This is a genomic window from Streptomyces sp. NBC_00433 (assembly GCA_036015235.1).
Lineage (GTDB): Bacteria > Actinomycetota > Actinomycetes > Streptomycetales > Streptomycetaceae > Actinacidiphila.
The window spans coordinates 4,378,356-4,399,217 of the sequence record CP107926.1 but is presented as its reverse complement, the minus strand read 5'-3'; the positions used below and the strand labels follow the sequence as shown (position 1 = coordinate 4,399,217).

Below are 20,862 nucleotides of genomic sequence, written 5' to 3'. Positions count from 1 at the left end.
ACCCCTGCAGACTGCTTCCTGCACCCGCGGGGGATGGACCTGTTCCGGGCGGGGCACCACCGGAGTTGAACCACTGCTCCCCGCGCCCGCGGGGATGAACCCAACTGGCCGGCGAAGACGTCCCAAGAGCCGTCCCGCTCCCCGAGCCCGCGGGGATGGTCCCGGCCTCAGCGTCTGAAAACGCCTGGTCACAGGCTGCTCCCCGCACCCGTGGGGATGGACCCCGGCCGCGAGCGCGGCTCTCGCTTCGTCCGATTGGGCTACTGCGGTACGCAGTGTCTTGTCACCGCATGGTGATAGACATACGACTGGCCATCCTGAATCACGTCAGTAAAATAGATTCAAGAAGGAGGTGCTACATGGATCTCGTGCTTGTGGGGGAGCGGATCCGACGCGAACGCGAGCGTGCTGGGCTGAACCAGCGGGAACTCGCCGCACGCGCACAGCTCTCCCAACCGACTCTGACCCGCATCGAACAGGGTGCTCGTGCCAACGTCACGCTCGCCGAGTTGGACCGGCTGGCAGTTGCCCTCGACATCCCCGTACGGCTGCTGACCAGCGGTGATCCAGTCCGCGAGAGAGTTCAGATCGCGGCGAGACTCAACGAGGTCGACGAGGAGCAACGTGAGGCTGCACTTCGGCGCACCCTCGAACTTTTGGAGCTAGACGCTCGCCTGGACAAGCTAGGCGGACTCTCCGCAACACAGCAACGCAAGCCGGACGGTCGCCTGTCACTCCCTGAAGATCATCTCCCACGGGAACAGCAGGCTAGGGAGCTTGCTTATCGGGTGCGGGCAGCACTTGATCTCGGGTGTGCGCCCATCGCTGATGTCGATGAGTTGATTGAGCAACTGACCGGGGTTGATACAGCAGTCTTGGATTTGCCAAGCACTGCAGATGGCTTCACGGCCACTGATCCAGCTCGTGACACGACACTCATCGCTGTCCGAGCGTGTGACGTACCTGAACGGCAGCGGTTCAGCTTTGCTCATGAACTCGGCCACCTGCTCTGGAACGATGGTGCTCAAGTCCACGAGCTGGACGACGGGAGAACACCTGGTGAGAGGCGCTGTGACGCCTTTGCTCGTCACCTGTTGGCACCAGAGGAAGGCATTAGGGCGTGGTTTGCCACTGAGCAGATTCCTGAGCAGAGACCGGTGAGTGAGCGTACGGCTGCGTTGCTTGCCCGGCATTTTCGGGTTAGCTTCCCGGTGGTCCTCATCCAACTCGAAACAATGGGGATGATCTCCCCCGAGCAGAAAAAGGAACTGTGGGGACCAAGTGGTTCTCATTTGGCTCAGCGATATGGTTGGGGTCCGGCGTACGAGCTGGAGAAGGAAGCAGCTTCAGCCGTGCGGGCACCACGGCGCATCCTGGAACGTGCAGTGGAGGCGTACCGGCGGAATCTCATCGGGGTGCGGGCTTTGGCTATGTTGGAAGGGCGTAAGCCCGAAGAAGCTGAGGTAAAACTGAGGGAGGCTGGGATTATTCCTAATCCGCCCAATGCTAAGCGTGCCAACCTATCGCGCTTGGTTGCTCGCGGGCTGGCTCAGGACGAGTAAGGTAGCTCGCAAACAGGGGACGTCGAGGGGTGGGGGAGCTTGCCCGAGAACCACGAGGGAGCATCCGGGGAGGGTGCTCCCTCGGACCAACAAGAGCTGCTTTGCATCCTTGACGCAGTCATATGCGTGCACTTTGCTGGCGCTAACCTCAATCGTCTTCTCGTGGACGTCCTCAAGAGAGCGTCGTTGTCTCTTCTCGTGCCGCAAGAGGTCTGTGACGAGGTGGCTAGAAAAGACAGGAAGTATCAGGGTCTTGCGCTGCGGTGGGCCAAGCTGGAGCAGAGCGAGCATATACGGGTTCTCCCGGCGATCGAGGCGCTAACGGCGCCGACCCGAGTCGTGGAAGTGTTCGAGGATGTTCGAGGCCGCCAACTTGAGGATGCTCTCCGCGACGGCAAGGACCTTGGAGAAGCAGTAGTCGTTGCCCACGGTGTTCACTACCAGGATCTCGGGCATGAGGTGTACGTTGCGATCGATGATCAGGGCGGTCAGGCTTTGGCGGCAGAACGCAACCTCCAAGTGATTACGATAGAAGATGTCCTGGTCATGGCGACGAATTTTGGATATTTCAACAGCGAGGGCGAGTTGAAGAAGGCGTACGACAAGCTGCGCTCATTTGGTGATGGTCTTCCTCCGTATTCCAGTACGCCGCTAAGTACTTCCTATAAGGAATGGCGAGGGCGGTAGGCGCGATACTGGAATGAAATGCCCTCATATTTCCACGAAAGACGAGAACGGCCTCTGATCCGAATGGTGATCAGAGGCCGTCTCCTGTTGGTGCGTGCCGAACGGCCCGGCGTGGTCGACGGTCATGGCCGTCCACACCTCGGTGCGCGACGTGTCGTGTTCCGTGTTTGACTGCGACTGGTTGTGGCATACCGCTGGAACTGCTGCCGTATGTGGTGCTGAGTAGCGCTTGCAGGCGCTGCCGCCGTCGCGGTTGGGCTCTAGCCGGTGTTCCGCGTGAAGGTCGAGTGGGCCTGTCTTGGCGGTCGTAGCCTGTGGACTGGGAAGTTGGCGGCCAACTTTGTGGGTGTTGTGCCTTTTTGTTGCAACCTTCGAACCTGATTCAAAGCAGGCTTACCCCGTAGAAAACCCACAGGTCAGTCGGAGTGCTCTCCCATCCGAAGGGATGGACCCGCCAGCAGCGGCACCGCCGGGTCCTCGACCTACCGCTCCCCGCACCCGCGGGGATGGACCCGCGGCCGCGGAGTACGGCGTCGGCACGAACCACTGCTCCCCGCACCCGCGGGAATGGACCCACGGCCGACCACTGGCGATCACCGGCTTCGGCGGGGGTGGCTCGGCGCGACGGCCTGCCGACCGGATCGATCCTGCCGCTGACCAGTGACTCCAACCGAGCTGCGGGCTTGGGCGGCGCGGGCTCGGGGGCTGAGTGCGGGGCGTTGGGTGAGGCGTTGGAGGCGCCAGGTGAGGACTTGTGCGGGGGAGTGGGCGTCGTTGAGGGCTCGTTGGTCGGCTGCTTGGTGGAGTAGTTGGGTGGGGTCGTGGCCAGCGGTTTGGGCGTCGGTGAGGGTGGTGGCGAGGGCGGGCCAGGTGGGGTCGTTGAGGATCTGGTCGGCGTGGGTGGGGATGGTCTGGCGTATGCGTTGGGCGTGGCGTTCGGTAGCTGGTTGGGGTGGGCGGCGTTGGGTGAGCGCGGCCAATGGCGCTTGTGCGGCTTGGTCGTAGGCGGCTTGGAGGTCGGCGAGGGTGCGGCGGGTGGCTTCGACTTGCTGGTTGTGGTGGCGGGCGGCGTGCCAGCGCTGAATTGCCATGGCGGCGAGGATGGCGGCGTCGAGGAACATGGCGATGCCCGCGCCGTCACCGCCTACCGGTTGGCGAGCGATGGTGTGGATGGCGCCTCGTAGGGCTCGGGCGTGGTGGTGGTCGGCTTGGATGCGGGAGCGGCTGGCGCGTTCGAAGTCGAGGGCTGCCTGGCGGAGCTGGGGGCGCAGCTCCGTGGGGGCATAGAAGGGGAGTGCGTCGAGGGCTTCGGCGAACGCGGTGATGTGGGCTTGGGCAGCTGCGTCGTCGGTGCCGGCGAGGTGGTGGGGGATGCGTTCGGTGGCTGCGGTGGCCTGGTGCCAGGGGTTGGCCCGGCGCGGGCTGACAGGCGGGGCTTCGGTGGCGGTGAGGCGGTTGCGGATCTGGGGGTAGGACAGGTCGGGGGCGAGGGTGGAGCCGGAGAACCAGACGGGCTGGCCTTGGGCGTTGGTGTCGCCGTCGAGGGCGACTTTGTAGCCGCGGATGTCGCCGGAGGGGAAGCGCAGTAGCTCGACCTTCATGCCGCTGGAGGCGAGGAGGTGGAAGAACTCCTCGGGGCTGGTGGAGACGGCGACGATGGTGCGGATGGTGGCGCGGAGCTGTTCGCGTGGGGTGCGCTGATGGCCGATGCGGTGGGCTTTCTCGGTTTCGGCGCGGGTGGGGCGTTTGGCTGCGGTGCGGTCTCCGCGTACGACGATGCGCAGGTTGTAGTCGTGCTCGACGGCTTCGAGTTCCTTGTCGGCGCTGAGGTAGTCGTTCCAGTGGCGGGCGGTTCGCAGGTCGCCTCGGATGGTGGTGGCGGCGATGTGGATGTGGTCGTCGGCGTGGCGGACGGCGACCCAGCGGCAGCCGTCCGGGTCGCCGTCGGGTGCGATGCCGGTGGCGTGGACGATGCGGCGGGCGATGTCGGCCCATTGCTCGTCGGTGAGCACGGGGTCTTCGGGGGCGGCGCGGACCGAGCACTGCCACACCGGCCGCTCGGGGACGCTCTGGCCTTTGCCACGGGCTTGGTTCAGGCGTAGTTCGAGGGAACCCGTGAGCTGCTTCATGGCCGCTTTGGGGTCCTGGTCGCGGCCGGGGTCGGGTGCGAAGCCGTCCCATGAGGCGACCAGGTGCGGGTCGGTGTGGTCCTTGGCCTTCACCGTGTCGTAGAGGTAGCCGAGCAGGCGGCGGATGGCCTTGCCTCGGGTGATCTTCGCGATCAATCAGGCCGCCTTCCGGCTGGCCGCTTGGTGCGCGGCCGTTTCGATAGCGGCGACGGCCTTGCGGACGCTCTGCACGGTGTGTTCGGCCTGGGCCAGGAGCGCGGTGTCGGCCGGATGCGGCTGGCCGCCGGAGTTGAGGCGGTGGGCGATCTGGTTGACGTTGCCGCCGATCTTGGCGACCTGGGCGCGCAGGGCGACGAGTTCGTCGATGAGGTCGTCGGTTTCGGTGCGGCGGCCGGGCAGGGGCTGGGTGCCTTCGACGAAGGCCATGACGACCGCGCCGACCAGGTGTGCGCCGGCGATCTCCATGGCCTTTGCCTTGGTCTTGATGGCGTGGTGCTCGGCTTGGCTGTAGCGGACGTCGACACGGAAGGTGCGCTGGGTGCCGTCGCGGCGGCGACGTCGCGCGGTACGGCGAACGGCGGCTTCAGCAGCGGCACGCATCAGGCTCGACGGCTCGGCATCGGCTTCCCCCTCCGGTGCCCCCTGGCGCCGGAGATCCTCCGCCACCCCCGGGGCGGAGGAGCCTGCGTGGGACCGGCCATTGGACGGTCCAGCGCCATACCTTGCTCCGCCCGGAGCTGGGTTGGCCCGTATCTGTTCGGGGCGGTGGTCGGGAGTTTCGTGGTGCTGGTCTCGCACGGGCTGGTTCTCCTTTTGGGGGCTGGTGGTTCGAGGGCGTTGTCGGTGGTGGCGGATACGGTGCGCGGTGTTGGGCCGGACGGAGATCGTGAGGGACTCGCGGCCACGGGGGGTGGGTGGGAAGGTCCCCGGCAGCCAGTCCGGGACTGGATGAGGTATCCGTGACCCCACCCCCTTCCGGCCACCTGATTCCGTGCGCCCGCTGTGTTTCCGTGGCGCGGTCCGCGCTCGGTCGCCGGGGTGACCGGAGGGGCGGACCACGGTGGCTGGTCCGCCGGTTGACCTGCGGAAAGTTCCGGTCAGTGGCCGTGTCGCTCGCGGCGCAGGAGGGCCAAGACGTGGGTGAGGCGATCCTCGGCGATGGTGTGACCGGAGGCGTGGACGTGGTCGCGGACCACGCTCCGGGTGGGGTTTTCGTGCACCGCGAACACGGGGCGGACCAGGGTGAGGAGTTCGTCGAGTTCGGCGCTCGGCGGGCGGCCGATTCGGCGGACGGACTTGTCGGGTATTACGGCGGGGCGCTCCTCGGCGCGTGCATGTTCCGCGGGCGGCTCCTCAACCGACGGATCTGCCTCGGGCGTGGGGTCCTGTGCGCGCGGCACGTCGGACTCGGGCGCCCGTTCCGGAAGCTCCGACACCTCCGCTGGTCGGGATGTTGGGGCTTCGGCGGTGGGCGCGTCGTGGCGGGTGATGAGGATGTGGAGGTGGACGGCCCCGGCGAGGGCGAGTGGGGCCATGGTGGACAGGATGCCGACGGTGGTGTCGTCCAGGTGGAGGCCGGTGGCGTGGCTTTGCTGGTTGAGGCGGATGGCGTGGAGGGCGTTGGCCCAGACGCTGGCCAACGTGGCGGTGGCGAAGAGGGTCCAGATGTAGAGGCGGGCGCGGAAGGGTGCGTTGCGCAGCACGAGGAGTGCGCGCACCCCGTAGGCGATGAAGCCGTCGATGACCAGAGGGAAGAGGTAGGTCAGGGCGGGGCGTATGTGGATGGCGATGGCGATCTGCTGGAGGGCGTCGTAGGACAGGGTGCAGCCGGCGGCGCCGAGGAGCGCGACGGCTGCGCGGTCCCAGGCGGTTGCCTGGTGGGCTGTGGCGGGGGTGTTCGGGGGCATGCGGGAACTCCGGTGTGGGTTCTGCTTCCGCGCGAGGGCAGGCGTCAGCGGAAGAGCGAGGTGGGAGAGTCAAGGCGGGCGGGGCGGCCCGGTGCCCGTTATCCGGCGGTGTGCCTTCTGCGGTCGTGGCCGGTGAGGATGACGCGTTCGGTCATCTCGGCGAGGCGTGAGGCGACGCGGTCGCCGACGGCGTCGCGCAGCTCGGCGACGGGCAGGTTGGTGGTGACCAGGGTCGGCAGGAGTTGGTTGTAGCGGTGGTTGACCAGGCGGTAGGTCAACTCTTCGGTCCACGGGGACTGCTTGGCTGCGCCGAGGTCGTCCAGCAGCAGGAGCGGGCTGCGGGCCAGGCGCCAGAGCTGCTGCTCGGGGTCACTGCCGTGCTGGGGGCGCTGGGCGGCGTAGAGGTCGGCGGTGGTCGTCGCTTCCCACCGCAGCCGGACACCGGCAGCCAGGAGGGCGCGGATCGCGCCGTAGGCCTGGTGGGTCTTGCCGGTGCCGGTGGGGCCTGCGATCAGCAGTGACGGGCCGGTGGCGATGCCGGGTGCCCCGCCGGGGCCTGGCCTGCCCGCGTGGGCGATCTCGCCGGTCCAGGCGGTGACGCGCGGGTGGTCGGCGAGCGCGTGGCGGTAGCGGGCCGGGATGCGGGCGTCGGCGAGCTGCAGCGCTGCGACCGGTTCCGCTTCCCGGACGACCTCGGCTCGTGGGTCGATGCCTCGGGCAGCGAGGATGGCCGCGCAACGGTTCACCGCGCCTGCGGCGGTGCGAGGTTCGTGGGTGGTGGTGGTCACAGGTCACCGCCGTAGGCGTTCTCGATGTCGGCCGGGTTGGTCCATGCGCGGTGCGGCGTGCGGGGGTTGGCCTGCGGCGGGGTGGCGTTCATCGCTTCGTTGACCAGGCTCGGCAGGACGCTCGGGCTCAAGCCCTTGGTCCGGAGCCGGTCCAGTCCGGCGCGGATGTGGTCGGCGGCGATGTCTTCGCCCAGGAGCTGGTGGACTTCCCGGCCGAGGTGCCCGAGGACCTTCTCCGGCGGGCGGTGGGCGCACGCCGCGACGTACTCGCCGATGAGCTGCTTCGCCGAGACGGTTGGCACGGGCGCGGGGGCGCTCGCGCCCCCCGAAGGGATTGATCCTAGATCCAGGATCCTAGGTCCTAGATCCGGACCCTGAGGGCTCATCGAGGGCTCACTGAGTCCTCCGTGAGCCCTCGGTGAAGGCTTGCTGAATCCCGTTTGACCTGCTGGTTCGCGATTCGGTGAGGGCTCGTGCGTCTGCCGCGAGCCCTCGGCGAGGACTCCGTGAGGGCTCACCGACTCCTCACGGAGGGCTCGTTGACCCTGCCGTGACGGCTCACTGCTCCCGGCAGCCTCGTGGCGGGGGCAGGCGGGTGCGCGGACTCCGCTGGGGCGGTTGATCTTCTGGTGGCGGTGCCAGGTGATGACGTGGAGGTAGCGCTTGCCGTCGTCGCCTTCGTAGCGGCAGATGAGGTCGGCGGCGGCTAGCTGGGTGAGGTCGTCCTCGACGCCGAGGGGGCCGTGGTCGGGGCGGAGCGACCACAGCAGCCCGGCGATGACGGCGGGTTGGTCGCGGAAGCGGCCGTGGTCGTCGGCCTGGGTGAGCAGGCCGAAGAAGGTCCGCTCGGCCGACAGGGACACCGCGGCCAGGGACTCCGAGGCGAAGGCTTCGGGCTTGATGGTGCGTATCCGGGCCATGCCTCAGCACCCCGCCTTCGGGGCCGAGCGGCCGAAGTGGAGTGCGCGGCGGGGGCGCGGGGTCGTAGGGTGATGCACAGAGCTCCTTGTCAGCGGGCCATGCGGGGTGGCAGCCCCGGCGTGCTGGCGGACCGTTCAGGGATGGGCGGACGGGGTTTCTGCTTCGGCCTCCGGCGTTCTCAGCGCCGGGGGCCTTTCTTGTTATGGACGGTGGGAACGACAGTTAAACCACACCCCGTTCGAACAGTCCATACATAGCTCTGCTTTTCGAGAGAAGTCAGCGGGGAAATCCTTGCGGCGTATGGGCCCGCACCGTAGCCGTAGATCACGGATCGTCCAAACCAGAGGTCCGGCCAGGTCAACGCCCTGTCGTGGAGTCCGGGTTGTCCGTTCTGGGTTAGTTCAGGGCTCATCCGGGATTCGGTGCTACCGTCCGGGCTGCGACCTGCTCCCGCATTTACGCAGCCGCGTTGTACACCCGAAAATGCCGTTTCCCAAAACGCATTTCACGAGGTACAACATGACGTCCCTCCGAAAGCCCTCCACGGCTTCCGCCCATCCCTGAACAACCGGCCGGCATCACTGGGGCTGCCACCCCGCGCCGACCGGAGAAGGAGCCCTGTGTTGCGCCCAACCGCTCCATCCCCGCACCACCTCCCCGCCCTGGCCGCCGCCACCGAGGCGGTCGCCCATGCCTGAACGCCTGCTGAACGTCGCCGAGGCCGCCGAGCGCCTCGGCACCGGCGAGCGCTTCGTCCGCCGCCTCATATCCGAGCGGCGGATCGCCTTCGTCAAGGTCGGCCACCACGTCCGCCTGTCGGAAGCCGTACTGGAGGCCTACGTCGAGGCCAACACGGTCCAGCCCGTCACCCGCCGCCACACCCGCGTTCGTGCGCGCTCGTCGTACGGGAGGGCCGCCTGATGCCCAAGCCGACCCGGCGCCGCTTCGGCGCCATCCGCAAGCTGCCGTCCGGCCGATTCCAGGCCCGCTACCGTGCTCCGGACGGCCTGGAGCGGCGGGCACCGGAGACGTTCGACACGAAGACGGACGCCGAGGTGTGGCTCACCCAGATCGAGGCCGACCTCACCCGCGGGGACTGGACCGATCCCGACGCGGGCGCCGTCAACTTCGAGGATTACGCCGTGCGCTGGGTCGCGGAGCGCGGGTTGGCGCCGACCACCGAGGAGCTGTACCGGCGTCTGCTGCGGCTCCACGTCCTGCCCGGCTTCCGCCAGTGGGACCTCGACGAGATCACCCCGCCCCGGGTGCGGACCTGGCGGGCCGAGCGGCTGGAGGTGACCGGGGCCGCGACGACGGTCGCCAAGGCGTACCGGCTGCTCAAGGCGATCCTCCAGACCGCGGCGGACGACGAGTTGATCCGCCGCAACCCCTGCCGGATCAAGGGCGCAGGCAAGGAGGAGGCGGACGAGCGGCCCGTCGCCACCATCGAGCAGGTCGACGCCCTGGCCGACGCGGTCGGTCCGCGCTGGCGGCTGATGGTCTACCTCGCTGCCTTCGCCAGCCTGCGTCCGGAGGAGCAGGCCGAGTTGCGGCGGCCGGACGTCACCGTGGACGACGGGGTCGTGGTGCTGCGGATCAGCCGCGCCTCACCCGAGCTGACCACGGGCCGTCGGGTCACCGGTGATCCGAAGTCGCAGGCCGGAAAGCGCATCGTCGTGCTGCCGGGCTTCCTGGCGGTCGACGTAAGGCGGCACCTGGACTGGTTCGCGGCGAAGGAGCCGGACGGGCTGCTGTTCGTCGGGGAGAAGGGCGCACCGTTCCGGCGCTCCACGTTCGGACGGAGGTGGCGCCGGGCGCGGGATACGGTCGGGCTGCCGTCGGCCTTCCGGTTCTACGACCTGCGGCACACCGGCAACACCCTCGCAGCCGACACCGGCGCCAAGCTCAAGGACCTGATGGTCCGCGCCGGGCACTCCTCGCAGAAGGCCCAGCTGATCTACCAGCACTCCACGCTGGAGCATCAACGGCGGCTGGCGGAGAACATCGACGCGCATGTCCGCGCTCGGCGAGAGTCTCCGGGGAGCGCTGCCCGGGAGGCGTAGGACCTGGCGTATCGCGGCGGCTGTAGCAGCTCATCCCGCTGCAGCCGCCGCGTCGGCGCGATCCGGTCCGGACGGTTGACGCGTCCGGCACGATGGGCGCGTGACGTACGAAGTGACGGTTGAATCGGAGATTCCGGCAGGTGCTCCTGACTTGGACCCGCTTCAGCGGGAGGGTGTGGGCAACCTGCTGGGGAGGCATCTCCATGCGCTGGATGCGGTCGACGGGCCGGACGGCGTGGAGGTCGATGTCCTCGACCACCTGATCGCCGTACATCCCGGGGGCGCCCTGGTGAACGTGGTGGTGGACGCGCCGACGTTGGAGTTCGCCGAGGAGGCTGTCCGTGCGGTGATGACGGATGTGCTGGAGCGCACTGAGCTGCTGGCGGATTGGACGATCGCCCGGTGCGAGGTCGAACTGCACCCCGACCTTGCCCAGGAGAGCCTTCACGCAGCGGACGGGCCGGACGCACCGCCCTCCGACCCTGCCGAGCGCGCGCGTCGGCATCTTGAAGCACCAGCCGGGCCGGTGTCGGGGAAGTTCGACGAGTCGGAAGTGGAGGTGATGCGCAGCAAGCTGCGGGCCATGGGCACTCAGCTGCATGCCTTCTCCCTCGACTCCTTCGGCTACACCGAGGACAAGGAAGACGAGGACGAGGAGGGATACGGGTCGCTCGTCACCCAGGAAGCGGCTGAGATCGCGGCCGGCGCACTCGTCTACGGCATCCACCTTCTCGTGGACGAGCTGTTCGCCGATCTCGACCGGTTGGCGAACGACGGGCCCAACGTCGCCGAGAGCGACGAGGTGTTCATGGTCCTCGACGGTCTGCCCGAACGATACGTTCTCAAGTACGACGTGCTCTTCGTACGCCGTCTGATCACCACGGCCGTCTGCATGACGGCCCGCCTCACGCAGCCGCACTTCGGGCAGCTGACGTGCGTTGCCGAGGAGCTGCTCATGCGCCTGCTCCTCATCCAGGCCGAGGTGACCGCCGATCTGTACGGACTCCTCGACGACCAGGTACGCCAAGCCCTCGAATCCTTCGCCGACGAGGTCTACGAGGACATGGACCACGAATGGCTCTACGAGCCGTCCGCCGACGGAATCGACGAGGACCCCGCTTTCGCCCACATGGGAATCGCACCCATGGGCATCAACGACTGGTTCGTGCCTTTCAATGAAGGGCGCTTCGTCCACCCGTTCGCAGCAAACGATGCCTACGGCGCGAACGCCGAGTCCGACACAGACGAGTAGCAGTCGGAGGGCTCTTGGCCTCAAGGCCGGTTGGAGACGTTCGAGGGAGGCCAAGGCGGGTGTGCTTGGTCGCTGACGGTCGAATCAGTCGTCGGCCGCGACGAGGAGTGTGATCCGTCCAGCCGAGCGGTCGATGAGCACGAATTCGTGGAAGTACTCGTGCACACGCCCCCAGTCGTGGACGGCCTCGACCCCGAGCTCGCCCAGGTAATAGAGGTGGTCAGCCGCGGCCAAGCGGTCGAACACCTCCTGCTGCAGATCTGCCTCCAGTTCGGCGGGTGCGTCCTCGAACATGCTCAGCCACTCCCGGAGGATCTGCATACCTTTCTCCAAGCTGACGGTCTCGTAGACGTCGGGGGTGACCGACCTCAGCCAATACGGGCCGTGCCTGGGTCCATCCGGCAGCACTCCACCGCCTGCGTAGTCGTCCCGGAACTGTTCATGACCGACGAGTGCGGTGAGCAACTCCTCATCGCTGACAGCGTCTGGGGGGAGCCTCAGATGCTTGACGCTGACCCAACTGAAGCAATGCGACTTGGCACCGCGGAACTTGTAGTCCCGGAAGTTGATGAAGGCGTCGCCCTCGTGCGTGAGCTTGTTCCCCATGGCAGCACAGCCTAGGAGCCGGACAGGGCACGCGTCCCAGGCCCATCAGGGGGCCTCTGTGGCACGGCGGTGGCACGGCCAGCTCGCTGTCGCTTCGCTGGGTGGCAGCGGGTGTTTTCAGGGGTCTTCTCGCTGAAAACTGGGAGATATATCGGGAGTTGCATGGGCAAAGCCCGCGCTCCGACGTGACGCAGGTCACTGAAAATGCGTCTCGCCATCTGGTCAATCCCGGCCAGCGCCGGTCAACTGCGGTCACGCGGCCCGCCCGTGCCCCGGAATTCCAGGTCCAATGGCACGGATATGGCACACGGCCATCGAATTGGTCTGGACAACAACAAAGGCCCGGGTCATTGACCTGGGCCTTCTTTGTGGAGCGGATGACGGGAATCGAACCCGCGCTCTGAGCTTGGGAAGCTCATGTTCTACCATTAAACTACATCCGCGAAAAAGCCCCCGGAGGGCGCTTCGGGGACACTCTACCCTACGTACCGGTGGGGCGGGGGGTTGGTGGGGAGTGGGGGGCGGTGTGGCTGGCGGGGGGTGGGGTGGGGGATCACCTAATGTGGGGGTTTGTCGGCCACGCGGAGTTGGGGAAGGGGCTTCATGGAGCGCACTGTCGTTCGTTGTGCGGAGGGGCATGTGTTCACCACCGGGGTGTTTCCGTTGCAGCAGTTGGGGGTGCAGCGGTTGGGGCCGGGGCGGTTGGTCAGGTGTCCCAGGTGCGCGCGGCTGCGGCATGCCGTGCCGGTGGGGGAAGGGGCCAGCGGGGGGAAGTAGCCGCAGGGGTTAGGGTCGTTCCGTGCTTCTCTCAGACAAGGACATCCGGACCGAAATCGACAACGGGCGCGTGCGCGTCGACCCGTACGAGCCGTCGATGGTGCAGCCGTCGAGCATTGATGTGCGCCTGGACCGGTTCTTCCGGGTGTTCGAGAACCACCGGTATCCGCACATCGATCCTGCGGTCGAGCAGCGGGATCTGACGCGGCTGGTGGAGCCGGACGGGGACGACGCCTTCATCCTGCATCCCGGGGAGTTCGTGCTGGCCTCGACGTACGAGGTCATCACGCTGCCGGACGATGTGGCGTCGCGGCTGGAGGGGAAGTCGAGTCTGGGGCGGCTCGGGCTGCTGACGCATTCGACGGCCGGGTTCATCGACCCGGGGTTCTCCGGGCATGTCACGCTGGAGCTGTCGAATGTGGCGACGCTGCCGATCAAGTTGTGGCCGGGGATGAAGATCGGGCAGCTGTGCCTGTTCCGGCTGACGTCCCCGGCCGAATTCCCTTACGGGTCGCAGCAGTACGGCTCGCGCTACCAGGGGCAGCGCGGGCCGACCGCCTCCAGGTCGTATCTGAACTTCCACCGCACCCAGGTGTGAGGCCCCAGGGCCTCAGGGGTGCATGCGGGCGCCCTTGAGGGTCTTGTCGACGGCGTTGCGCGGGCCGTAGACGGCCAGGCCCACCAGGTCGAGGCCGGCGGTCGGGACGGCGCGGACGGCGGCGCGGTTGTCGGCGTCGTTGCCGGTGGCGAAGAGGTCGGCGGTGAAGACCGCGCTGGGCAGGACGCGGGACAGCGCCCGGGTGTGCGCGGCGGTCAGGACGTCCTTGCCGCCTTCGAAGACCAGCACCGGCTGGCGGAACATCGGCAGGTACGGGGTGCCGTCGGCGTCTTCGTAGGGCTCACCGATGACTTCGGGCAGCTGTGTGCCCAGGCCGCTCACCAGGAACGCCGTCACGTTCAGCCGCTGCCACGGCTCCAGGTCCTCCCGCAGCAGCACGGCGATCTTCGTATCGAAAGCTGTGGTCATGGCCCCAGACTGCGGGGCGCGGGCGGTACGTGTCTTGTACGTTCCTAGCGCGCCCGGACACCGGACCCGTGCCCTCAGATCAGCGGCAGCTTGAAGAGCATCAGCAGCGCCACCAGCTGGATCGACGACGCCCCCAGCGCCCTGTGCCACGGCAGGTCGTGGGACTTGCCGACCATCGACATCATCAGCGCCGCGCACGCCAGCCAGGTGAGCCAGCCCAGGAGTTGGACGAAGCTGTTGCCGCCGCCCAGGAAGAGGGCGAAGAGGAGCCGCGGGGCGTCGGTGAGGGACGTGATCAGCAGGGCCAGGCCGATGGTCGGCGCCCAGGCGCCGTCGCCGCCGAGCTGGCGGGCCAGGGCGTTGGTGACCGCGCCCAGGGTCAGGCCGGACAGGGTGACGGCGATGGCCGTGGTGACGACCCACGGGACGCTGGAGGACAGGTTCGCGTCGAGGACGTCCTTGCGGGCCGAGTCGAAGCCGAAGACGGCGAACAGGCCGTAGAGGAAGGTCACGGTGAGCGCGGGGCCCCACACGGTGTGGTCGCGCATCTGCCAGAAGGTGCGGCCGGGACGCAGCAGGATGCCGCTGAGGAGCTGCTTCCAGTGCAGGCGCGGGCCGGCCGGCGGGGCGCTGGCCTGGCCGGCGCGGTACGTCGCCACATTGTCGTCGGGGGAGCCGTACGCGTACGGGTCCGCGAGCTGCGCGGGCTCGCCCATCGTGAACGCCCGGGTGTGGCCGGGAGCGTCGTCGTAGGCCGGCGGCTGGCCGTACGCGGGCGGCTGGGCATGCTGCCCGGGGTCGCCGGAAGGCGCGTACTGCCCGTACCCGGGCGGGTAGCCGCCCGGTACGTTCGGGTCCTGTCCTCGTCGGTTCTCGAATCCAGCCACGCCTTCGAACGTACCCGCTCCCCGCCGCCCCAGGCCCTGGCAGCCCGCCCCGGGCGCCGCTTTGCTGCCAACCTGTGACACGTCGCGGCGGCGCCCTGAGGGGCCGGGGGACGGCCCCGGGGACGGCCCGGGGCGGGGCGTCAGCCGGCGGCGGCCTCCGCGCTCGCGTCGGCGGTGACCGCCGCGGCCGGGGTGCGGACGGAGTCGAGCAGCAGCTGCGCCACATCGACCACCTGGAGCGACTCCTTCGCCTGGCCGTCGTTCTTCTTGCCGTTGATGGAGTCGGTGAGCATCACCAGGCAGAACGGGCAGGCGGTCGAGACGATGTCCGGGTTGAGGGACAGCGCCTCGTCGACCCGCTCGTTGTTGATGCGCTTGCCGATCCGCTCCTCCATCCACATCCGGGCGCCGCCGGCGCCGCAGCAGAAGCCGCGGTCCTTGTGCCGGTGCATCTCCTCGCTGCGCAGGCCGGGCACCTTGGCGATGATCTCCCGCGGCGGTGTGTAGACCTTGTTGTGCCGGCCCAGGTAGCAGGGGTCGTGGTAGGTGATGAGGCCCTCGACCGGGGTGACCGGGACGAGGCGGCCCTCGTCGACCAGGGTTTGCAGCAGCTGGGTGTGGTGGATGACCTCGTATTCGCCGCCGAGCTGCGGATATTCGTTGGCGATGGTGTTGAAGCAGTGCGGGCAGGTCGCGACGATCTTCTTCGCGGAGCGCGGCTTGCGGGTGGCGGGGTCCTCGTCGTCCTCGCCGAAGGCCATGTTGAGCATGGCGACGTTCTCCATGCCGAGCTGCTGGAAGAGGAACTCGTTGCCCAGGCGCCGGGGTGAGTCCCCGGTGCAGTTCTCCTCGCCGCCCATGATGGCGAAGTCGACGCCGGCGATGTGCAGCAGTTCCGCGAAGGCCTTGGTGGTCTTCTTCGCCCGGTCCTCCAGCGAGCCGGCGCAGCCGACCCAGTACAGGTACTCGACCTCGGTCAGGTCCTCGACGTCCTCGCCGACGACCGGGACCTCGAAGTCGACCTCCTTGACCCAGGCCAGCCGCTGCTTCTTGGGCAGGCCCCAGGGGTTGCCCTTCTTCTCCAGGTTCTTGAGCATCGTGCCGGCCTCCGACGGGAAGGACGACTCGATCATCACCTGGTAGCGGCGCATGTCGATGATGTGGTCGATGTGCTCGATGTCGACCGGGCACTGCTCGACGCAGGCGCCGCAGGTGGTGCAGGACCACAGGACGTCCGGGTCGATGACGCCGTTCTCCTCGGCCGTGCCGATGAGCGGGCGCTCGGCCTCGGCGAGGGCCGCGGCGGGGACGCCGGCGAGCTGCTCGGGCGTCGCCTGCTCCTCGCCCTCGGCGTTCTTGCCGCCGCCTGCCAGCAGGTAGGGCGCCTTGGCGTGGGCGTGGTCGCGCAGCGACATGATCAGCAGCTTGGGGGACAGCGGCTTGCCCGTGTTCCATGCCGGGCACTGCGACTGGCAGCGGCCGCACTCGGTGCAGGTGGAGAAGTCGAGGATGCCCTTCCAGGAGAACTGCTCGACCTGGGAGACGCCGAAGACGTCGTCCTCGCCGGGGTCCTCGAAGTCGATCGGCACACCGTTGCTGGTCATCGGCTGGAGGGCGCCGAGCGCGACCCGGCCGTGGGCGTCGCGCTTGAACCAGATGTTGAAGAAGGCCAGGAAGCGGTGCCAGGCGACGCCCATGTCGGTGTTCAGGCCGAGCACGATGGCCCAGATCATGGTGACGCTCAGCTTGACCATGGCGGTGGCGTAGACGAGGTTCTGCAGCGTCTGGGTGCTCAGCCCGCGGAAGCCCGCGACGAGCGGGTACGAGGCGAAGTACGCGGCCTCGTAGTGGTCCACGCCGTGCAGGGCGCCTTCGAGGCCGCGCAGCGTCATGATCGCCAGGCCGATGACCAGGACGACGTACTCCACGAAATACGCCTGCCAGGCCGTCGATCCCGCGAAGCGCGACTTGCGGCCGGCCCGGGAGGGCAGGTTCAGCAGCCGGATGACGATCAGCGTGATGATGCCGAAGGTGGTGAGGGTCGCGATGAACTCGGTGTAGACCTCGTACGGCAGCCAGGTGCCGATCCCCGGCAGGATCCAGTCGGCCTTGAAGAGCTGGCCGTAGGCGTTGACGATCGTCAGGCCCAGGGTCAGGAAGCCGACCGCGACGAACCAGTGGGCGACGCCGATGACGCCCCACTTGTTCATCCGGGTGTGGCCGACGAATTCCCGCAGCATCGTCGTCGTACGCGCCCGGGGGTCGTTGGTGCGACTGCCGGCGGGTGCGGGCCCGCCGAGCCGGATGAACCGGTGGATCTGCGCGATGGCGAGGCTGATGAGCGCGACGCCGACCGCGGTGAGGACCAGCGACACGATGATCGCGGCGAGTTGCATGGGGGCTCCTCGGGCCTGCGCACGGTGAACGGTGACTGGAATACTAAGCGGTAACTTAATGCGGTCCTGGCTGAGATTACCCGGGATCGGGGAGGCCATAAAGCCGCACCACTGGTGATCTGTGTCGCGCGCCGCACACGCCTCATCTATGCCACGCCGATCCGATTGAAACCCGGGCGACCGTGACACATATGGACGTGACACATACGGATGAGGCCGACTCCTCGTGGTGGACGGACGGTCCGGGGGCCACGGGGCGAGCGGCGGGAGGAGCGGCGACATGCGGGCGGTGCTGCGCTGGACGGCGATCGGCGCCGGCCTCCTGCTGGTGCTCACCGCCGGGCTCTGCCTCGCCTCCTACCGCAAGTTCAGCGCGAACATCACCACCGACAGCGCGGCGGAGAAGGTGCTGGCCGAATACGCGGCCCAGCGCCCGCCGGCCCTGGTGCCGCGGGCGCGGAACATCCTGGTGATGGGCGTGGAGGGCGCCTCCGCGTCGGCGGGAGCGGCGGCCGGCCGGGACGCCGCCGTCCTGCTGCACCTGTCGGCCGACCGCACGCGGGCCGCCGCGGTCGGGGTGCCGCGCGACCTGCGGGTCAGCGTCCCCGGCTGCCGCCGGCCCGGCGGCGGCAGCGTTCCGGCCGCGTACGAGCCCTTCGCCGCCGCCTTCCGCAGCGGCGGCGCGGCCTGCTCCATCCGGGCCTTCGAGCAGCTGTCGGGGGTGCGGGTGGACCACCACCTGGTGGTGGACGCGCCCCGCTTCGGCCGGATCGCCGACGCGGTCGGCGACACGCGGGGAGCGGACCGCGACCCGCGCGGGGGGCTCCTGCGGGCGCTCGCCGGCACGGCCGGGGGCGGCGGGTCGCTCGCGCACCCGGCGCGGCTCTTCGGGCTGCTGGACACCGCGACCTCCGCCGTCACCGCGGACCCCGGGCTCGGCTCGCTCCCCGCGCTGTACGAGCTGGCCGGCACATTGCGCCGACTGCCGGCCGGAGGAGTGACGCTGGTCACTCTGCCCGTGGCTCCGAAGGGCGGCACCGCGGGCGGCGACGCGAAGGTGCGCGGGGTCGGCGCGCCCGGCGACGAACTGCGCCGTCCGGCGGCCGACCGGCTGTTCGCGGCGCTGCGGGCGGACCGCCCGGTGGTGCCGGGTGCCGACCCGTAGCAGCGGAACCGCGGCCCTGGGTGCGCGCGTTGCGCGCCGCTAAGTTGAGTCGCCTCGACTCACCTCTGTTGACAGACAAAAATCACTCAGGCACCCTTGAGCCAGTTCCACTCAAGTCAGCAGGAGGATTTCACCATGGCACGTGCGGTCGGCATCGACCTGGGCACGACTAATTCCGTCGTCAGCGTTCTCGAAGGCGGCGAGCCCACCGTCATCACCAACGCAGAGGGCGCCAGGACCACGCCGTCCGTCGTCGCCTTCGCAAAGAACGGCGAGGTGCTGGTCGGCGAGGTGGCCAAGCGCCAGGCCGTCACCAACGTCGACAGGACCGTCCGGTCGGTCAAGCGCCACATGGGCACCGACTGGAAGATCAACCTGGACGGCAAGGACTTCAACCCGCAGCAGATGAGCGCCTTCATCCTGCAGAAGCTCAAGCGGGACGCGGAGTCGTACCTGGGCGAGAAGGTCACCGACGCGGTGATCACCGTCCCCGCGTACTTCAACGACTCCGAGCGCCAGGCCACCAAGGAGGCCGGCGAGATCGCCGGTCTGAACGTGCTGCGGATCGTGAACGAGCCGACCGCGGCGGCGCTTGCGTACGGCCTGGACAAGGACGACCAGACGATCCTGGTCTTCGACCTCGGCGGCGGCACCTTCGACGTCTCGCTGCTGGAGATCGGCGACGGCGTCGTCGAGGTGAAGGCCACCAACGGCGACAACCACCTCGGTGGCGACGACTGGGACCAGCGGGTCGTGGACTACCTGGTCAAGCAGTTCCAGTCCGGCCACGGCGTGGACCTGGGCCGCGACAAGATGGCACTCCAGCGCCTCCGCGAGGCGGCGGAGAAGGCCAAGATCGAGCTGTCCTCCTCCACCGAGACCTCGATCAACCTGCCCTACATCACCGCGTCCGCCGAGGGCCCGCTGCACCTGGACGAGAAGCTGACCCGGGCGCAGTTCCAGCAGCTGACCAGCGACCTGCTGGAGCGCTGCAAGACCCCGTTCCACAACGTCATCAAGGACGCCGGCATCCAGCTGTCCGAGATCGACCACGTGGTCCTGGTCGGCGGCTCCACCCGTATGCCGGCCGTGGCCGAGCTGGTGCGCGAGCTGACCGGCGGCAAGGACGCCAACAAGGGCGTCAACCCCGACGAGGTCGTCGCCATCGGCGCGTCCCTCCAGGCCGGTGTGCTCAAGGGCGAGGTCAAGGACGTCCTGCTGCTCGACGTCACCCCGCTGTCCCTCGGTATCGAGACCAAGGGCGGCATCATGACCAAGCTGATCGAGCGCAACACGACCATCCCGACCAAGCGCTCGGAGATCTTCACCACGGCCGAGGACAACCAGCCGTCGGTGCAGATCCAGGTCTACCAGGGCGAGCGCGAGATCGCGGCGTACAACAAGAAGCTCGGGATGTTCGAGCTGACCGGCCTGCCGCCGGCCCCCCGCGGGATGCCGCAGATCGAGGTCACCTTCGACATCGACGCGAACGGCATCATGCACGTCGGCGCCAAGGACCTCGGCACCGGCAAGGAGCAGCGGATGACCGTCACCGGCGGCTCCTCGCTGCCCAAGGACGAGGTCGACCGCATGCGCCAGGAGGCCGAGCAGTACGCGGACGAGGACCACAAGCGCCGCGAGGCCGCCGAGACGCGCAACCAGGGCGAGCAGCTGGCCTACCAGACCGAGAAGTTCATCGCGGACAACAAGGACAAGCTCCCCGAGGACGTGAAGTCCGAGGTCGAGGCCGCCATCGCGGACCTCAAGGAGAAGCTGAAGAACGAGTCGACCGACGGTGAGAACACCGCGTCGATCCGCGAGGCCACCGAGAAGGTCGCGGCCACCAGCCAGAAGCTCGGCCAGGCGCTCTACGCCAACGCGCAGGCGGACGGCTCCGCCGGTGCCCAGGCGGGCCCGGGTGACGCCGGCGCCGGCCAGGCGGGTCCGGCCGACGACGACGTCGTGGACGCCGAGATCGTCGACGACGAGAACTCCGACAAGAGGGACGGTGCCGCGTGACGGAGGAGCCGAAGGGCTTCGAGCCGGAGCCCGACGTCCCTTCCGAGGCCAGCGACAAGCAGCCGGACGCCGCCAAGGACGCCGGGGCCGCCGACGAGGCGGCCCCGGGGCCGGGCGGTGGGGACGCCAAGGAGCTGACGGCCCTGCGGGCGCAGCTGGACCAGGTGCGCACGGCGCTCAACGAGCGCACCGCGGACCTGCAGCGGCTCCAGGCCGAATATCAGAACTACCGCCGCCGGGTGGACCGGGACCGGGCCGCCGTCAAGGAGGTCGCGGTCGCCAACCTGCTCACCGAGCTGCTCCCGGTGCTCGACGACATCGGCCGGGCGCGCGAGCACGGCGAGCTGGTCGGCGGCTTCAAGTCGGTCGCCGAGTCGCTGGAGACGGTGGCGGCGAAGCTGGGCCTGCAGCAGTTCGGCAAAGAGGGCGAGGCCTTCGACCCGCTGGTGCACGAGGCCCTGATGCACAGTTACTCGCCGGATGTCACGCAGACCACATGCGTGCAGATCCTCCAGCCCGGGTACCGCCTGGGTGAGCGCAATCTGCGGCCCGCCAGGGTCGCGGTCGCGGAGCCGCAGCCGGGCGCCGGCAAGGGCGACGACGCGGAGGACCCCGACGTGGCGGCGGACACGCCGGACGACGAGGAGACCGGTGGCCCGGACCAGGGCTGACGGTG

General features: G+C 68.5%; 18 protein-coding genes and 1 tRNA gene. 9 read left to right on the top strand and 10 right to left on the bottom strand.

Translation table 11 applies throughout. From position 1 onward, the window contains the following. Positions 1-359 precede the first annotated feature (359 nt). Both OG900_18610 and OG900_18605 read left to right on the top strand, forming a co-directional pair. Positions 360-1,562: an XRE family transcriptional regulator gene (locus tag OG900_18610; GenBank protein WUH91918.1), complete on the top strand. Its 1,203-nt coding sequence runs from the start codon at positions 360-362 to the stop codon at positions 1,560-1,562. 162 nt (positions 1,563-1,724) lie between these two features. Then, positions 1,725-2,249, top strand: coding sequence for a hypothetical protein (locus OG900_18605; protein ID WUH91917.1), 525 nt, complete (start codon positions 1,725-1,727; stop codon positions 2,247-2,249). 593 nt (positions 2,250-2,842) lie between these two features. Here the strand turns inward: OG900_18605 and OG900_18600 are convergent. The 5 genes from OG900_18600 to OG900_18580 all read right to left on the bottom strand — a co-directional run bounded on the left by OG900_18600 (position 2,843) and on the right by OG900_18580 (position 7,993). Beyond that, a complete protein-coding gene (locus tag OG900_18600; protein ID WUH91916.1) occupies positions 2,843-4,534 on the bottom strand; it encodes a relaxase/mobilization nuclease domain-containing protein in 1,692 nt (563 codons plus the stop codon). Next, positions 4,535-5,176: a MobC family plasmid mobilization relaxosome protein gene (locus OG900_18595; protein ID WUH91915.1), complete on the bottom strand. Its 642-nt coding sequence runs from the start codon at positions 5,174-5,176 to the stop codon at positions 4,535-4,537. A 299-nt stretch (positions 5,177-5,475) separates the two neighbouring features. Next, positions 5,476-6,285, bottom strand: coding sequence for a DUF2637 domain-containing protein (locus OG900_18590; protein WUH91914.1), 810 nt, complete (start codon positions 6,283-6,285; stop codon positions 5,476-5,478). A gap of 98 nt (positions 6,286-6,383) precedes the next feature. Then, the gene (locus OG900_18585; GenBank protein WUH95824.1) at positions 6,384-7,013 is read right to left on the bottom strand and encodes an ATP-binding protein; all 630 of its coding nucleotides are present in this window, start codon (positions 7,011-7,013) and stop codon (positions 6,384-6,386) included. Positions 7,014-7,069: 56 nt separating this feature from the next. Next, positions 7,070-7,993 (bottom strand): hypothetical protein, encoded by a 924-nt coding sequence (locus OG900_18580; GenBank protein ID WUH91913.1) that lies wholly within the window; start codon positions 7,991-7,993, stop codon positions 7,070-7,072. A 691-nt stretch (positions 7,994-8,684) separates the two neighbouring features. On the opposite strand from OG900_18580, the gene OG900_18575 reads away from it, so the two are divergent. The 3 genes from OG900_18575 (at position 8,685) to OG900_18565 (ending at position 11,309) form a co-directional block, all read left to right on the top strand. After that, positions 8,685-8,915, top strand: a complete 231-nt coding sequence (locus tag OG900_18575) for an excisionase family DNA-binding protein (GenBank protein WUH91912.1) — start codon at positions 8,685-8,687, stop codon at positions 8,913-8,915. After that, positions 8,915-10,057, top strand: a complete 1,143-nt coding sequence (locus tag OG900_18570) for a site-specific integrase (protein WUH91911.1) — start codon at positions 8,915-8,917, stop codon at positions 10,055-10,057. The genes OG900_18575 and OG900_18570 overlap by 1 nt, the downstream gene beginning before the upstream one ends. Positions 10,058-10,157: 100 nt before the next feature. Then, the gene (locus OG900_18565) at positions 10,158-11,309 is read left to right on the top strand and encodes a hypothetical protein (protein WUH91910.1); all 1,152 of its coding nucleotides are present in this window, start codon (positions 10,158-10,160) and stop codon (positions 11,307-11,309) included. Between the two features lie 84 nt (positions 11,310-11,393). Here OG900_18565 and OG900_18560 read toward each other — a convergent pair whose 3' ends face one another. Further along, complete coding sequence (locus OG900_18560) at positions 11,394-11,915, bottom strand: hypothetical protein (protein WUH91909.1); 522 nt, start codon at positions 11,913-11,915, stop codon at positions 11,394-11,396. Positions 11,916-12,284: 369 nt separating this feature from the next. Further along, positions 12,285-12,358, bottom strand: a tRNA-Gly gene (locus tag OG900_18555). A gap of 356 nt (positions 12,359-12,714) precedes the next feature. Here OG900_18555 and dcd point away from each other — a divergent pair. After that, on the top strand, positions 12,715-13,290 hold the full coding sequence (gene dcd, locus OG900_18550; protein ID WUH91908.1) for a dCTP deaminase: 576 nt from the start codon (positions 12,715-12,717) through the stop codon (positions 13,288-13,290). A 12-nt stretch (positions 13,291-13,302) separates the two neighbouring features. On the opposite strand, the gene OG900_18545 is transcribed toward dcd, so the two are convergent. The 3 genes from OG900_18545 to OG900_18535 form a co-directional block, all read right to left on the bottom strand. Beyond that, positions 13,303-13,719, bottom strand: coding sequence for a DUF2000 domain-containing protein (locus tag OG900_18545; protein WUH91907.1), 417 nt, complete (start codon positions 13,717-13,719; stop codon positions 13,303-13,305). Positions 13,720-13,793: 74 nt separating this feature from the next. After that, positions 13,794-14,606 (bottom strand): YIP1 family protein, encoded by an 813-nt coding sequence (locus OG900_18540; protein ID WUH91906.1) that lies wholly within the window; start codon positions 14,604-14,606, stop codon positions 13,794-13,796. A gap of 140 nt (positions 14,607-14,746) precedes the next feature. Continuing rightward, entirely contained in the window at positions 14,747-17,002 is a 2,256-nt protein-coding gene (locus OG900_18535; GenBank protein ID WUH91905.1) for a (Fe-S)-binding protein, read from the bottom strand. Between the two features lie 280 nt (positions 17,003-17,282). On the opposite strand from OG900_18535, the gene OG900_18530 reads away from it, so the two are divergent. From OG900_18530 to grpE, 3 genes are all read left to right on the top strand, one after another. Then, complete coding sequence (locus OG900_18530; GenBank protein WUH91904.1) at positions 17,283-18,167, top strand: LCP family protein; 885 nt, start codon at positions 17,283-17,285, stop codon at positions 18,165-18,167. A 135-nt stretch (positions 18,168-18,302) separates the two neighbouring features. After that, positions 18,303-20,186, top strand: a complete 1,884-nt coding sequence (gene dnaK / locus OG900_18525; protein WUH91903.1) for a molecular chaperone DnaK — start codon at positions 18,303-18,305, stop codon at positions 20,184-20,186. After that, entirely contained in the window at positions 20,183-20,857 is a 675-nt protein-coding gene (grpE, locus tag OG900_18520; protein WUH91902.1) for a nucleotide exchange factor GrpE, read from the top strand. Before dnaK ends, grpE begins: the two co-directional genes overlap by 4 nt. Positions 20,858-20,862: the final 5 nt, after the last annotated feature.